At 65.9% G+C, this 14,590-nt stretch carries 13 protein-coding genes; 9 read left to right on the top strand and 4 right to left on the bottom strand.

All coding sequences use genetic code 11. The features are described from left to right. Window positions 1–157 precede the first annotated feature (157 nt). From QSJ18_RS12520 to QSJ18_RS12510, 3 genes are all read left to right on the top strand, one after another. Complete coding sequence (locus tag QSJ18_RS12520) at window positions 158–1,573, top strand: hypothetical protein (protein WP_462476062.1); 1,416 nt, start codon at window positions 158–160, stop codon at window positions 1,571–1,573. A 46-nt stretch (window positions 1,574–1,619) separates the two neighbouring features. Continuing rightward, complete coding sequence (locus QSJ18_RS12515; protein WP_286326798.1) at window positions 1,620–2,294, top strand: hypothetical protein; 675 nt, start codon at window positions 1,620–1,622, stop codon at window positions 2,292–2,294. Between the two features lie 138 nt (window positions 2,295–2,432). Next, window positions 2,433–2,864, top strand: a complete 432-nt coding sequence (locus tag QSJ18_RS12510) for an organic hydroperoxide resistance protein (RefSeq protein WP_286326797.1) — start codon at window positions 2,433–2,435, stop codon at window positions 2,862–2,864. 86 nt (window positions 2,865–2,950) lie between these two features. On the opposite strand, the gene QSJ18_RS12505 is transcribed toward QSJ18_RS12510, so the two are convergent. After that, window positions 2,951–3,517, bottom strand: coding sequence for a hypothetical protein (locus QSJ18_RS12505; protein ID WP_286326796.1), 567 nt, complete (start codon window positions 3,515–3,517; stop codon window positions 2,951–2,953). Between the two features lie 222 nt (window positions 3,518–3,739). Here QSJ18_RS12505 and QSJ18_RS12500 point away from each other — a divergent pair, with 222 nt between their 5' ends. Both QSJ18_RS12500 and QSJ18_RS12495 read left to right on the top strand, forming a co-directional pair. Continuing rightward, entirely contained in the window at window positions 3,740–5,098 is a 1,359-nt protein-coding gene (locus tag QSJ18_RS12500; protein ID WP_286326795.1) for a DUF2252 domain-containing protein, read from the top strand. A gap of 27 nt (window positions 5,099–5,125) precedes the next feature. Further along, entirely contained in the window at window positions 5,126–7,717 is a 2,592-nt protein-coding gene (locus tag QSJ18_RS12495) for a LuxR C-terminal-related transcriptional regulator (RefSeq protein WP_286326794.1), read from the top strand. Between the two features lie 15 nt (window positions 7,718–7,732). Here the strand turns inward: QSJ18_RS12495 and QSJ18_RS12490 are convergent, their stop codons facing one another. Then, window positions 7,733–7,945, bottom strand: a complete 213-nt coding sequence (locus QSJ18_RS12490; RefSeq protein ID WP_286326793.1) for a hypothetical protein — start codon at window positions 7,943–7,945, stop codon at window positions 7,733–7,735. Window positions 7,946–7,976: 31 nt separating this feature from the next. After that, window positions 7,977–9,005, bottom strand: a complete 1,029-nt coding sequence (locus QSJ18_RS12485) for an FUSC family protein (RefSeq protein WP_286326792.1) — start codon at window positions 9,003–9,005, stop codon at window positions 7,977–7,979. A 217-nt stretch (window positions 9,006–9,222) separates the two neighbouring features. Here QSJ18_RS12485 and QSJ18_RS12480 point away from each other — a divergent pair, with 217 nt between their 5' ends. From QSJ18_RS12480 to QSJ18_RS12465, 4 genes are read left to right on the top strand one after another with little or no spacing between them, the layout of a single operon-like run. Continuing rightward, the gene (locus QSJ18_RS12480; protein ID WP_286326791.1) at window positions 9,223–10,707 is read left to right on the top strand and encodes an APC family permease; all 1,485 of its coding nucleotides are present in this window, start codon (window positions 9,223–9,225) and stop codon (window positions 10,705–10,707) included. Continuing rightward, on the top strand, window positions 10,704–11,108 hold the full coding sequence (locus QSJ18_RS12475) for a hypothetical protein (RefSeq protein ID WP_286326790.1): 405 nt from the start codon (window positions 10,704–10,706) through the stop codon (window positions 11,106–11,108). The genes QSJ18_RS12480 and QSJ18_RS12475 overlap by 4 nt, the downstream gene beginning before the upstream one ends. A gap of 11 nt (window positions 11,109–11,119) precedes the next feature. Beyond that, on the top strand, window positions 11,120–12,679 hold the full coding sequence (locus QSJ18_RS12470) for an MFS transporter (protein ID WP_286326789.1): 1,560 nt from the start codon (window positions 11,120–11,122) through the stop codon (window positions 12,677–12,679). Between the two features lie 37 nt (window positions 12,680–12,716). Next, the gene (locus QSJ18_RS12465; protein ID WP_286326788.1) at window positions 12,717–14,075 is read left to right on the top strand and encodes a dipeptidase; all 1,359 of its coding nucleotides are present in this window, start codon (window positions 12,717–12,719) and stop codon (window positions 14,073–14,075) included. 64 nt (window positions 14,076–14,139) lie between these two features. Here the strand turns inward: QSJ18_RS12465 and QSJ18_RS12460 are convergent, their stop codons facing one another. Next, entirely contained in the window at window positions 14,140–14,562 is a 423-nt protein-coding gene (locus QSJ18_RS12460; protein ID WP_286326787.1) for a DUF7144 family membrane protein, read from the bottom strand. Between the last annotated feature and the right edge of the window lie 28 nt (window positions 14,563–14,590).

The raw sequence follows: 14,590 nt of genomic DNA, 5'->3' as shown, positions 1-14,590 counted from the left end.
AACGACCCAACCGGGCGCGGACACCTTCGGGGTCCGCGCCCGGTCCTTTTGTTCCCGGAGGAGCCGGCGCGTTGGCGGAGGGCGGTTCACCGCGGGCGCAACCGGTGTGCGGGCGGCCAAGATGTGCTTGGGTTGGTCGGTGCGCTGGCGTATGACGATGAAAAGTGGGATCCGGCGACTGCTGCTCGTGGCGGTCGTATCCGGTGCGGTGGTGTCGGGAACGATCGCGGGTGGACTTGCGGAAGCGGTGCCGACGCCGCCGATCGGGCTGGGGCCGGTCGGCACATCGCTGATGCACGGCGACCTGTGGTCGACCGACTCGACGCCGTTCCCCGGCCCGGGAGCCCATCCGCGACTGGCTGCCTCGTCGGTTCCGGGCGGGGCCTGCGCGGCGACCTTCGTCGGCCGCGACGGCCTGCCGGTATCACTGTGCACTCGTTTCATCGGTACCCAGCGCGGCGGATTCGTCGTTCCCTCCGTGACCGTTTTCGACGAGCGGACGGCGGCCCCGATCGGTCAGCTCGAACTGACCAAGGGCGGACTCCTCGGTGGCGTCTACGGCTATCTCGACGACCGCGATCGGGTCGTCGTGGCGGATGGTTCGGGCGCGATCCTGTTCGTCGGGCATCGTCGTACCTCCCACGGCGCGACGGTGTTCGTCGACGACCGTATCGACGTATTCCGGCACATCCCGCGGGGCGACGCGATCACCGGCCTGGCCCCCGACACCGCAGGACGGATCTGGTTCGCCACCACCGGTGGTGTGATCGGCATCGTCGACCGGCGGCGCGCCATCCGATCGGTCCACCTGCCCCGCGGTGAAGAACTCGGCAACGGATTGTCGATCCGGGACGCCGGGGCGTCGATCCTGACCACCCATGCGCTTTACGAGATGGCCGCCGATCACCTGGGGCAGCCGCGGATCGTCTGGCGTCGCACCTATGACCGCGGCAGCGCCCGCCGGCCGGGGCAGCTCACCTGGGGTTCTGGCACCACACCCACCTACTTCGGACCCGGCGGGGACGGCTGGGTCGCGATCGTGGACAACGCGGCCCGGCCGCGGCTGCGGGTCTTCGACAGCGACACCGGCGCGCAGATCTGTTCGACACCCGCCTTCGCCCGGTCGGGTCAGGGCACCGAGAACTCGCCGATGGCGTGGGGTGATTCGCTGGTCATCCCGAGCACCTACGGCTATCAGTACCCGCCGATGGCGGTCACCGGTCCCAGCGTCCCGTCCGCGGCACCGTTCACCGGTGGTGCCACCCGCATCGACGTCACTACGCAGGGCTGTCGGCGGATCTGGGAGAACGACGATCGGCTCGCCACCCTGCCGCGATTGTCGCGGGCAGACGGACTGATCTACGGCCTCGGATACGGGCCGTACCGGCCCGGGGTGCAGCAGGTCGGCCCGATCGACGTCATCGTCACCGACTTCGCCACCGGGCGACGCGTTGCGACCCGTCAGGTCGGGTTCGGTCCGTTCGACGAGCCGCTCGAACTCACCGGCACCATCACCGCCGACGGCACCCTCTGGCAGGCCACGGTCGGTCGGATGCTCAAGATCACGCGCTGACCGGCGCCCCCGTTACGCCTCGCGGTCGAGGTGGCAGGATCGAGGTATGGCGGAGCAACCGGATCGCGGGGCGGAGTGGGACGACGACCCCGACCGTATCCCCACCCAGGCGGAACTCGACGCCGAGGACCTTGCCGAGATGGCCCGCACCTCGCGCGATCGTGACTTGAGCGCGCTCTATCCCGGACGGCTCGACGACCCCGGTGCGCCGCCGCGTCCGCTCGTCGTGCACGCCCGGGTCGCGTGGTGGGGTGCCGCGATCTGCGGGGCGATCCTGGTCGTCTACGGCTTCCTGAATCTGTCGATGATCACGGATCTGTTGCGCCAGCGCCTTCTCGACGGCCTGGCCGATGACCCGCGCAACTCGGCTCCGGAGGATCGCGTGGATTCGCTGGCCGGCTTCTTCCCGCCGTTCATGCTGGTGATGATCGTGGTGCTGCTGGCGATCCAGTACCCGCTGCTGGTCGCCATCGCCAATCATCACAGCCGCTCGTGCCGGAGCTTCTTCGTCGCGACGATCATCGTCAACCTGCTCTGCGTACCCATCGGCGTCGACCTGCTCTTCCGCTACGACGAGGTGTGGTCGGCGATGGTGGTGATCTCCTGGATCGAGTTCGCCCTGTTGCTGCTGGCCGGGCTGCTGACGATGCGACGGGTCGTCGACCGATGGCTGCCGCCGTCGACGCGGATGCAGCCGTCGAAGATGTTTCGGGCGCGATGAGAACAGGAATACTGGCCTGCGCCTGGACTGTTGTTGATTGACAGCTGTTGATGGGCCGGTAGTTTCGCCGACAGTAGGACGGTTTCGCAAGATGAGGTTCGTCGTCCCGGCGGACCCGATAAGGAGGAATTCGCACTCATGGCAATTGACGTGGCATACACGATTTCGTCGAAGGCGGCCGGCGGTGGACGCGACGGCGAGGTCGTGTCCGACACCGGCCGGATCGACCTGGAGCTGCGGCCGCCGAAGGAACTGGGCGGTAGCGGTGACGGCAGTAACCCGGAGGAGCTGTTTTCGGCCGGTTATGCGGCGTGCTTCCTCGGTGCGCTGCGGGCGACCTCGAAGAACGCTGGATCGCCGGTGCCCGACGAGTCCACCGTCACCGTCACGATCGGCATCGGCAAGGACTCCGCCGACGGCGGCTTCGGGCTGACCGCGGCGATCGAGGTCTACATCCCGGGCGTCGACGAGGCCAAGGGCAAGGAACTCGCCGATGCGGCGCACGCCTTCTGCCCGTATTCGAAGGCGACTCGCGGCAACATCGACCAGACGGTGACCGTCCGGGTCTGACGCCCGCACTCCACCATGCGAAAGGGGTGTGTTCCGCCGTGGTCGGCGGGACACACCCCGTTCGTTTTGCTTCTCGGCGCCGGGACTCAATCCTCGGCGGGCACCTTCTTGTCAGCTGGCTTCTTGTCGGTCGCCTTCTTGTCAGCGGCAGAGGTCGCCCGCGTGGGTATGGCAGTTCGGGCCGGGGCGGGCTCTGGCTCGTCGTAGTCGGCGTAGGAGTCGGTGAAGGACACCCGGGGCGTCGTCGCGGTGTGGAAGGCGGCCAGCCCGACGAAGGCCAGCGTGGCCAGACCGAACAGCACCGTGGCGACGATGGCGACGACGTAGAGGCTGTTGGCGAAGGTTCCGTCGAGGGGGCCGAGCGCGATCGCCCCGGATCCGGACAGCACCGTCGCCAGGAGCGACCAGGCGGCGCTGCGAATCCACGGCGCGACCACCGACGCGAAGAACAGTCGCTGGTAGATCGTGGTCTCGAACTCGTCGACCGCGGCGAGCCGCACATCGTCGTCGCCGGCCAGTTCGCGTAGCTTTGTGGCCAATTCCGTCTGGCGGGTGAGCGTCACGCTCTCGCGTTCGCGATAGCGAACGAAGGCGACCACTGCGATCGCGGCAGCGATCAGGCCCCACCCCACCGAGGCTCCCCAGATATTCACGGTCACACCGTACCGTCTGCCGAGATCCGACCGTGAAGCAGGTCACAGCTGGGGCTCATCGCCGATCTGGCTGCCGAACCGCGCGTGTGCTGGGACAATCCCTCTGGTGAGGATTCACCTGACTCTGTTGCCGGTCCGGGTCGCGTCTGGGCGTCCGAACCGGTTGGGCCGTCCTCCGCAGGATTGTTAGTCGGATTTGCCCGTTTCTGGCAAGGAGATGCCATGTCCGCCACCATTTCCGTCCTCGATATCGCCGCCTGCCCGACTCCGGCGGAACGCACCGATCCGCTGAGCATCCTCGACGCCGCAGCCATGCGCCGGGTCGCCGAACTGGTGCCCGTTCGCAACGCGCGCATGGCCGCCACCCCGTTCACCTTCTATCGGGGGGCGGCAGGCGTGATGGCCGCCGATCTCGCCACGACGCCCAACTCGGGGATCATGACGCAACTGTGTGGTGATGCGCACCTGAGCAATCTGGGTCTGTTCTATACGCCGGAGCGGCGAATGGTTTTCGACCTCAATGATTTTGACGAGACGTTCGTCGGCCCCTTCGAGTGGGACATCAAGCGGCTGGCGGCGAGTTTCGTCGTCGCCGGGCGAAATAACGGATTCGACGACGACATCAATCGGCGGTACGCCAAGGAGGTTGCCAAGGCCTACCGCAAGGTCATGCGTGCCAGCATGTCCCGCACCACACTCGAATGCTGGTACGCGCGCGTGGATGTCGACGACATTGTGACCACGATCGGAAATCGGCTGGACACCGCGGTCAACGAGCGGACCCAGAAGGCATTGCGTAAGGCGCGGCACCGCGACAGTGCGCAGGCGGTCGGCAAACTGTGTGAGGTCGACGCCGACGGCCGACTTCGAATCCTCAGTGACCCACCGCTACTCGTCCCGCTCACCGAACTGTATCCGGAACACGACGCGCAGGTGGTCGCCGATCGGGTGGATGAGCGTCTGCGCAACTATCGAGACGCGGTATCTGGGCACATCCGAAACCTGCTCGATCAGTACACCGTCGTCGAGATGGCCCGCAAGGTCGTCGGTGTGGGCAGCGTCGGGACGCGTGCGTGGATCGTCCTGCTGGTCGGCCAGAGCATTGACGACCCGCTGTTTCTGCAGGTCAAAGAGGCACAACGCTCGGTGCTCGCGGATTTCGTCCCGGTCAGCGGATATGCACATGAGGGGCAGCGCGTGGTCGACGGCCAGCGGCTGTTGCAGGCGTCCAGCGACATCTTCCTCGGCTGGACCGGCGGCACCGACGAGAACGGTGAGCGACGCGACTTCTACGTTCGTCAGCTTCGCGACGGTAAGGGGTCGGTGGTCATCGAGGCACTCGAGCCAGAAAGCATGAAACTCTATGCGCGACTGTGCGGGCAGACGTTGGCGATGGCGCATGCGCGTACCGCGAGTAGAGCGCAGATCGCCGAGTTTCTGGGTAGTCTCAAGGGGTTCGCCGATGCGATAGCGGAGTTCTCGGTTGCCTATGCGGATCTCAACGAGAAGGACCACGCGGCGATGCTCGCCGCGATCGACGCAGGCACGATGGAGGTCAACGACCTCGGTGCCGGCGGGTAGAAGCCGGTGTGCCGAAGTAGGTGCGCGATGATCGGCGCTGGATCGCGCCGGGTCGACGCCCATCGCACCCGAGTGAACACGATGCTCGGCGAGGCGATTTCGGGTCGTGGGGGCGTCGGTTCGATCGTTCTGATCAGCGCCCCCGCCGGTACCGGCAAGTCGATGGTGGTGCGCCGTTGGCAAGACGCGGTCGACGCGTCGACAGTCGTCGTGCGCTGGGACGTACGGACCGGCATCGCCGAGATGTGGCGTCGGATGCGCATCCGGTTGTTGTCCTCGGCACCGGACGTGCCGGAGGTGTACGGCGGCAACAACAGTGGGTCGATCGTCCCAAACTCCGGAGGTGACGAGAGCTGGGTTCGCCTGCGGCTCGGGCAGTCTGCGGTACGCGTCGTCGTGATCGCCGACGATGCCGAGACGATCACCGATCCGGTGGCGATCGCCGAGCTGCGAGATCTGCTCGACGGTCTACCCGCGGGTGTCGGCATCATCCTCTGTGGCCGATTCGATCCGCCGCTGGCCTGGGAAGCCTATGCCCGGCAGGGGCGATTTGTCCGCATCGGCGAGCAGGATCTCGCGATGACCAGTGTCGAGATAGCGGAATCACTTGTGTCCGAGGGGATCAAGGTGACCACGACCGAGGCCGTGCGGATACGCGAGCTCACCTCCGGCTGGATCTCGCTGGTGCAGTCGGTGGCCGCGCGGTTGGCGGACGGGCGCGCGGCGTCGTCGGTGCTCGACGAGATCGAGTGGTCACCGCGACCGATCGCCGATCTGGTGGTCGGCGATCTCATCGCCGAGTTGCCCGCCGAACTGCGGACGGTGGTGTGCCTGACCGCCGCGCTGCCACGATTCGACGACAAGCTCGCCACCGAACTGTGCGGTCCTACGGCACCTACGAGTCTGGCGCGACTCGCCGAGCGTGGCTTTCCCTTGGTCCCGGTTGCGGATGCACCCGGCCCCGGTTACCGGACCTACCCGGGGGTGATCCGCGCACATCTGCGCGCTGAGCTTCGGCGGGAGGGGGCACGAACAGAGGACGACGTCCTGCGGGAGGCCGTCGGATGGTCGCTGGCGCAGCGGCGCGACGACGATGTGCTGCTGCTCGCGCTGGCGCTGCGCGACCGTGATCTCCTGCGCGACGTCCTTCTGGCCGGCGGGGTGCGGCTGGTGGTCGCGGGCCGGACCGACCGGCTCATGCCATTGCTGGAGGATGCGTGTCGGTTGCTGCCCGGAGCCTCGGCGGTAATCCTGCTCCGGGCCATGGTGGCGGTGGAACACTCCGACTTCGACACCGCCCAGATCCATCTCGAGCAGGTGGCCCGCTCGGATCAGACGGATTCGGAAGTCGAACGGTATCTCGGCCAGGTGCTGCGCGCCGATGTTGCGCTGCGGCGTCGGGTCGGCGACGATCCGGTCGGCCTGATCGGCGCGCTGACGTCACCTCCGATCGATCTGATGCCGGAAATCAGGGTTCTTTCGTTGTTGGCACTCGCCGAACTCCATTCGCTGCTGGGGCACCGCACCGATGCCGAAGGGTTGCTGACGGAGGCGATGGCCGTGAGCCGGGCGTGGGGGCTGATGCTGCAGCGGCTGCGCACACAGGCGTTGCAGGCCGTCGTCGCCGGTCACCGCGGCCGGGTCGCGGTGATGCGCGAGCGTGCGCAACAAACGATTGCCGAAGCACGGGAGGCCGGCTGGTCGGCCGACCGACTGGTCATCCGCTGCACCGCCATGGTCGCCAATGCACAGTATTTGCTCGGCGAGCCCTACGACCCGCCGTTGACCGAGACGACGCCGTCAGTGGTGTCGTGGGCCGGGCACGCTGTCTGGGCAACCGGCCCCGGCGCGGCGCTGGTGCTGCTCGTCGCGCAGTTCCGGGATTCGGATCGACGATTCGAGATCGCCGATCAGGCCAGGGTGGCACTGACCGAGATGCTGCGGACCGAGCGATATCCGTTGCCGGCCATGGTGTTGCTACCACGAGTCGCGAATATGGCCGCCGTGGTCGGGCACGAGGAGTGGATCAAATCTCTGGTCGGCCGTGCCGAGGCGAGTTTCGGACGCACACCCGAGACGGTGATCGCGACGGCCATCGAACAGTGCGCGCACGGCCGATTCGACGCGGCCAGAACCACCCTGGCCCCGGTGCTCCCGAAACTCGATGGCGCCTACGTCGAAACCGCCGTCACCGCCTGGGTATTGCACGCGTATGTGTCCGCTCACTGCGACGACGTGCACGGCACACACCGTGGTTTGCGTGAATCCCTGATCGTCGCCGCACCCAACCGGATGGTCGCGCAATACGTGGAAGCGGGCGCCGTGATCGCCGACGCACTTGCCCGGGATATCGGGACCTTCGGTCACCTCGACGACTTCGCCACCCATGTGCTGGGCGTCGTGCGCATGCATCAGGTCCCCGACGCGGCTCATCTGACTCCGTCGGAGATGCGTGTCCTGGAGTTCCTGCCGTCGGGCCGGACTGTCGACGAGATCGCGGCGATGCTCGCGGTGTCGGTGAACACGGTGAAGACGCACTGCCGCAGCGTCTATCGAAAACTCGGGGTGGGGACCCGGCGAGACGCGGTCACCGCTGCGCGCTCGGCCGGCCTGATCTGAGATGGTGGGCGGTCGTCAGGGGTAACGCCGGAACGAGAGCAGTGTCAGGCCGAGGCTCTCGATGCGTGCGATGACCCCGCGTGCCGCGGCGATGTCGGTGAGTTCTCCGGTCAGTCTCGTCGACGAATGCCGGACGTCGACCCGCGCAGTCAATTCCGGGAACAGCAACAGCACTCGATCGGAAACCGCGCCGTCCACAATGAATTCGTACTCGCAGGGTTCGTTCATCGCAGCCGCCTGAGGTTGTCGTCGAATGTAACTATGGACCGGACGGGGTCGCGACCGCACCACCCTCCTCGGGTGAGCTTCGATGCCGTCTCCATCGACGGCCGAGGGCGGGTACCCCGAATCCGACCACGGTGGCGACCACCAGGCCGAGGACGGTCTCCCCGACACGTTCGGCGACCCGGCCGGCGGCGGTCTCGGCATCTGGGTAACTGATCAGCGTGATGACCAGGAAGGTGGTGAAAGTCGGCAGGATGTACCAGCGGCTGCCCCTGGTGCCTGCGGCGAGTGTTAGTGCCAGGCCGATGGCTACGGCTATACCCCATGGTGGACAATCGAATTCGATCAAGATGCCCGCGCTCACCGCACCGAAACACACCGAGCAGAAACGCCCGGCGGTACGCCATTCCTGCAGTCGTGCCTGCGGTCTCATCACGAGCAGGGCGGCGGCGCACGCCCATCCGACATGGTCGAAGTCGAGCGCGTATCCGATGCCCGCGGTGATCGCACCGACAAGTCCCACCAGACAGGCATAGGCCATCGTGGGTGTCGGTGGGTCGGCGCGGGGAGCGGGGGCGGCGAGCCACGCGGGCGGGAGGGCGATGGCGACGGCGAAGGTGACGATGGAACCGGCGATGAACAGAGCGGTGACACGTAGCCCGGAGGTGAAACCGTCCAGGCTGAGACCGACGCCGATCAACGCCGGTGCCAGTACCACCAGGAGGGTTGAGAGTCGTTGTGCGCGTGCGCGGCCGGTGATGAACACCGCCAGCGGGGGCAGCAGAAGAAGGGTGGCGAGCGCGGTCAGCGGCCAGGGTGACACCGAGGCGCCGACCAGGATCGGAACCCCGAGCACCAGCGCGGCGACCAATATCACGATCCGCTTCCGGCGCTGTGCCGGGATACCGACGACCAGCGCCGGAATCATGCCGATACCGAGGGCTGCGCCGGCGCCGACATCGACGACGCCGGCCGCCACGATCGCCGGCAGCGCGGCAACCAGGGCCGCCCCGGCGGGTAGCCACCGCCACATGAGCAGTGGCGGTGACGAATTGGTGGACACCACCGCACGATAGACCGGTTGCCGCGCCAACGCAGGTGCATCGGGCCTGTTCTCGCCGCGATGGCTGTCCGGAGCGTCGTCGGGCAAGATCACCCCGAGCGGGTGATGTGTCCGTACCCCGACGGATGCGATGCTACCCAACGTCGACCGGAGCCGACCGTCGGACACCCGCGCCACCGAGGGTGTTGGTGGCGGCCGTGACGATGAGGAGATGCGCATGGCCGAAACACCCAGTGCCGAACCGTCACCCGGCATCAAACAACCTGGCGCGGCCGCGCAGACGCTGGCCAAACACCCGGCGGCGAGTTACATCACCTGGACCGCGCTGTCGCTGATGACGGTTTCGTCGGTCGCCAGTCTGCGCCCGGCGCCGACGATGGCCGTCTACGGCCTGGCCTGCGTATTCCTCTATGTGCTGCCCGCGATCGTCTTCCTCGTTCCCACGGCTCTGGTGTCCGCCGAACTGGCCTCGGGGTGGTCCGGTGGTGTGTATCGGTGGGTCACAGAAGGAATTTCGCCGAATATGGGATTCGCGGCCGCATGGCATCAGTTCGCGATGACCATCTTCTACTACCCGACACTACTTTCATTCGTGGCCAGCACCCTGGCCTACGTCATCAATCCGTCGTTGGCGTCCAGTGGTGTGTTCACCGCGGTCGTCATCATCGTCGTCTACTGGTCAGGTGTACTCCTGGCGCTGCGCGGCGGTATCGGGGTGATTGCGAAACTCGCGTCGAGTGGTGTGCTGATCGGGACCCTCATCCCCGGCGCACTTCTGGTCATTCTCGGTATTGTTTATCTCCTGCAGGGCAATCCGTCGGCGGCTCCGATGGACGGTGGTCATATCCTGCCGGCCTGGACGGGAATCGCCAGCATTGTCCTCATCGTCAGCAACTTCGGCGCCTACTCGGGTATGGAGATGAACGCCGTCCATGTCAACGAGTTGAAGGATCCCGCCAAGCAGTTCCCGCGCGCGATGTTCGTCGCAGTGCTGCTGGTGCTGGTGATCCTGATCCTGCCGCCGTTGGCGATCTCGTGGGTGGTGCCGTCGGACCAGATCAGCCTGACGGCGGGCGTCATGCAGGCGATCGAGGTGGTCTTCGCCCACTTCGGGATGCAGTGGCTGGTGCCCATCATCGGCCTGGCCATCGTGATTGCCTCGCTGGCAGGCTTCATGACCTGGTTGTCGGGGCCGTCACGTAGCCTGCTGCTCGTCGCGAAGGACGGCGGATACCTTCCGCCGTACTTCCAGAAGACCAACAAGGTTGGTGTACAGCAGAACATCCTGGTAGTCCAGGGCTGGGTCACCACGCTACTGGCCCTGCTCTTCGCGCTCGTGCCTGCGGTCTCCAACGCATACTGGATCTTCATGACCATCACCACATCGGTGTATCTGCTGGTCTACCTGTGGCTGTTCATCGCGGCCTACCGCCTCCGCAAGATCGCACCGGATCATCCGCGCGGCTACCGTGCACCCGCGCTGCCGCTGCTGTGTGCGGTCGGGTTCATCGCATCGCTCGCCGCCATCGCGATCAGTTTCGTACCCCCATCACAGTTCGGAGACGGTAGTCCCTGGCTGTTCGTCGGGATCGTCGGCGGCGGTATCGCGATCCTCGGCCTGATCATCCCGTGGCTGCTGATCACGTTACGAAAAGCCAGCTGGAAGATCGCTGACGACCACGTCTCGGAGGAAACAGCATGAGCCACAAGGTGATCTACTGGACAGTCGGAGGTGTGCTGCTAGTACTGCTCGTCGTCATGCTGGTGACATACGACTACCACCGCGACAACGCCGAGGCGGTCGCCAAAGCGAACCAGTTGATCGGGGCGTTCCAGGCGAATGGACTCGCGACACCGGCGTCGGCCGAAGAGGTCGCCAAAGTGCTCGGTGACGACGGTGGCAATGTCTGTGAGGCGACGTCGAGCACCGAGCAACTCGGCTACCTCAAAGCAGAGCTGGCCGTCGGCGGAGCGTTCTACACACGCGCGGTCATATTGCCGGAGAACGTCTTCGAGGGAATGCGGCTGATCGTCGACATCTACTGCCCGGAGAACCGGCAGAACATTCGCGACTTCATCGACGAACAGCGCTACGCACGGTGACGCAACCGGCCATGGACACCTCCGCGCGACGTTGGGTCTCGCTGGCCGCAACGTGTACCGCTGCCGGTCTCGTGTGGCTGGCCTTTGCCGACTTTGGTGTCGCCACCCCGACCGTCGCCGACGAGATGCACGCCGATCAGAGCAGTTTGCAGTGGGCCAATAACGCTTTCAGCCTCACCGCCGGTGCCCTGGTGGTTGCGGCGGGTCGCTTCGGGGACATCTTCGGACAGCGTCGCGTTCTCCAGATCGGGATCGTCGTCTTCGCGTTGTCCTCGATCGTCGCGGCACTGGCATCGGGAGTGCCCGCGTTGATCGGGGGCCGTGGCCTGATGGGTATCGGTGCGGCACTGATCCTGCCTGCCACTCTCGCGCTGATACCTGTCCAGTTCGGTGGTGCTGCCCAACTGACCGCATTCGGAATCTGGCAGGCCGTCGCCTGGGGAGGTCAGGCGCTGGCCCCGGCGATCGGTGGGGTCATCACCGACGGACCCGGATGGAGTTGGCTGTTCTGGATCAATCTTCCGCTGGGCGCGCTCGCAGTCGTCGGGATCAGATTCAGCACACCGGAATCCAGCGATCCGTCGGCGAGCCGTCGGATCGACTGGCTGGGACTGACGACCATCGGACTCGCGGTCTTCGCATTGCTCTACGCGTTGACCGACGGTCCGGTCGCCGGCTGGACCAGCCCGGTCGTCGTCGGGCTGCTGGTGGCGACAGTGGTGCTGGGCATCGGCTGGGTGATGATCGAGCGCAAGGTTCGTGAACCGCTCGTCGACCTGTCACTGTTCCGGCTACGCCCCTATGACGGCGCGCTGACCGCCAACCTGACCATGAACCTCGCCTACGCCGGAATGAGCTATGTGCTGGTGTTGTGGTTGCAGAATGCTCGCGGATTCAGTGCGGTCACCGCGGGGTTGCTGATGCTGCCCGCTACCGCGGGAATCTTCGCCCTCATCCCGCTGGGTGGCCGCATGGACAGCCGGGTCGGTGGCAAGAAGCCGGTACTCGTCGGTCTGGTGGTGCTCGCGATCGGGATGGCAGCGTTGTTCCCGCTGCATGCCGACAGCTCCATGTGGCTCGTCGTCGTCGCGCTGATAGTCCTTGGCTGCGGGCAGGGGTTGCTGTCGACACCGGTCTCCAACACGGCGGTCGGCGATGTACCGGAGCGGCTGTCGGGTACAGCGGCCGGAGTGTTCAAGATGTCGAGTATGGTCGGCGGTGCGCTGGGTGTGGCAGTGCTGGCCGCTCTCGCTCGTGGTCTGACCGTCGCGGATTCGCATCGGGTGGTGGAGGATTCGGGGATGTCGCAGGCCGAGATCGACCAGGCCCATGCGGCGTTGGTCAACTCGTCCTCCTTCGCCGATGCGCTGAGCAGCCTGCCTGCCGACCTACAGGCCAAGGTCACCGCTGTGGTCGTCGACGCATTCTCTCGCGGACTGGGCCAGACGATGCTCATCACCGCAGTGCTGATCATCGTCGCAGCGCTGATCGTCTGGCGGTTGTGGCCGGCACCGTCCCCGGTCGGCGAGGACCCTGACGCAGACCGCGACCACGCACGACCGCAAACGTGACAAGCTGAAAGACGTCCGCTCTAGACGAGGTGAACAGATGACTGACGAAGCCCTGGCGCAACGCGTACGCACACTTATGCCGCAGGCGAAATCGGATCTGACCGAGATGGTTTCGTTCCGCTCGGTGCATGATCCGGAGCAGTCGCCACCCGAGCAATGCCAGGGCATGGTCGATTGGCTGCTGGAGGCGTTCACCGCGGTGGGCGTCGCCGATGCCGCCGAACATGAGACATCGGACGGCAGCAAGGCGGTCACCGGTCACATCGACGGCCCCGACGACGCGCCCACCGTGCTGCTCTACTTCCATCACGATGTGCAGCCGCCGCTCGGTGATGACGAATGGGATTCGCCTGTTTGGGAACTCACCGAACGGTCCGGGCGCTGGTATGGGCGCGGTGCGGCCGACTGCAAGGGCAACATCGCCATGCATCTGACGGCGCTGCGTGCATTGGCCGGCGATATCCCGCTGAACATCAAGATCATCGGGGAGGGGTCGGAGGAGCAGGGTACCGGCGGACTGGAGGACTTCGTCCCGAAGAATGCCGACCTGCTGCGGGCCGACACCATTCTGGTCTGCGATTCCGGCAATTTCGCCGTCGGAAAGCCCAGTCTGACCACCACCCTGCGTGGCATCGCGAATGTGGTCGTCACCGTCGAAACATTGGGATCGGCGATGCATTCCGGCATGTTCGGCGGTGCCGCGCCGGACGCGTTGGCGGCGCTGATCGCCATGCTCGCCACGCTGCGGGATGCCGACGGCAACACCACCGTTGCGGGGCTGGACAACACCCAGGTGTGGAGCGGCGTCGACTATCCGGCGCAGCAGTTCCGCACCGATGCCACCGTGCTGGACGGAGTAGATCTCGTCGGTTCCGGATCGGTGTCGGAAATGGTTTGGGCACGACCGGCTTTGACGGTGCTCGGGATCGACTGCCCGCCGGTCGTCGGCTCATCCGCGTCCATCGTTCCGCGCGCCCGGGCCCGTCTCAACCTTCGGGTGCCACCGGGTATGGACTCCCAGTATGCGCAGGACGCGTTGATCACCCACCTCCAGCAGGCCGCACCGTGGAATGTGCGGGTCGGTTTCGACCGCGAGGCCGTCGGCTCACCCTTCGTCGGTTCGACCGAGGGCATCGGCTACGACACCCTCGTCGATTCGATGCAGACCGCATACGGCACCGACGTACTGCTACAAGGGCAGGGCGGGTCGATCCCGCTGTGCAACGTCTTCCAGAGCACCTTCGCCGACGCGGAGATCATGTTGATGGGCGTCGAGGAACCGCAGTGCTTGATACATGCCCCCAACGAGAGCGTCGATCCGACGGAGATCGAACATATGGCCCTCGTCGAAGCGCTCTTCCTGCGCGACTACGCCCGGCGATTCCGGCAGGGCTGAGCGTCGGCAGACATACACCCGCCCCCCGTCCGCCTTGTTGGCGGTCGGGGGGCGGACTGGTCGATCAGGAGGTGAGGTCGTTGGGCTGCCAGGTGGCCACCGCCCAGATGACGATCAGATCGATCGCGATGATCAGGATCGCCCACCACGGGTAGTAGGGCAGCCACAGGAACTGCGCGATGATCGAGATCGAGGCGATGATGATCGCCGAGACGCGTGCCCAGCCGGCTCCGAAGGCTAGGCCGCCCGCGACGAGCAGGCCGATGATGCCAAGGACCAGATGGATCCAGCCCCAGGTGGTGAGGTCGAACTGGAAGACATAGTCGGGCGTGGCGACAAACAGTTTGTCCTTGGCGATGGCCGAGATGCCCTGGAACAACGCGATGAGGCTCGCGACGAACAGTAAGGCCGCCGCGACGATCGAGATGCCGAACGCGAATCCCTGTTTGGCGGAGGACTCCGCCTGCGCACTGTATGGGTTGCTCATGGGGGGTCCTTTCGAAGGAAGCTTCCAC

Source organism: Gordonia heveisoli (genome assembly GCF_030315745.1).
Taxonomy (GTDB): domain Bacteria; phylum Actinomycetota; class Actinomycetes; order Mycobacteriales; family Mycobacteriaceae; genus Gordonia.
This window is presented reverse-complemented; position numbering and strand designations above follow the sequence as displayed.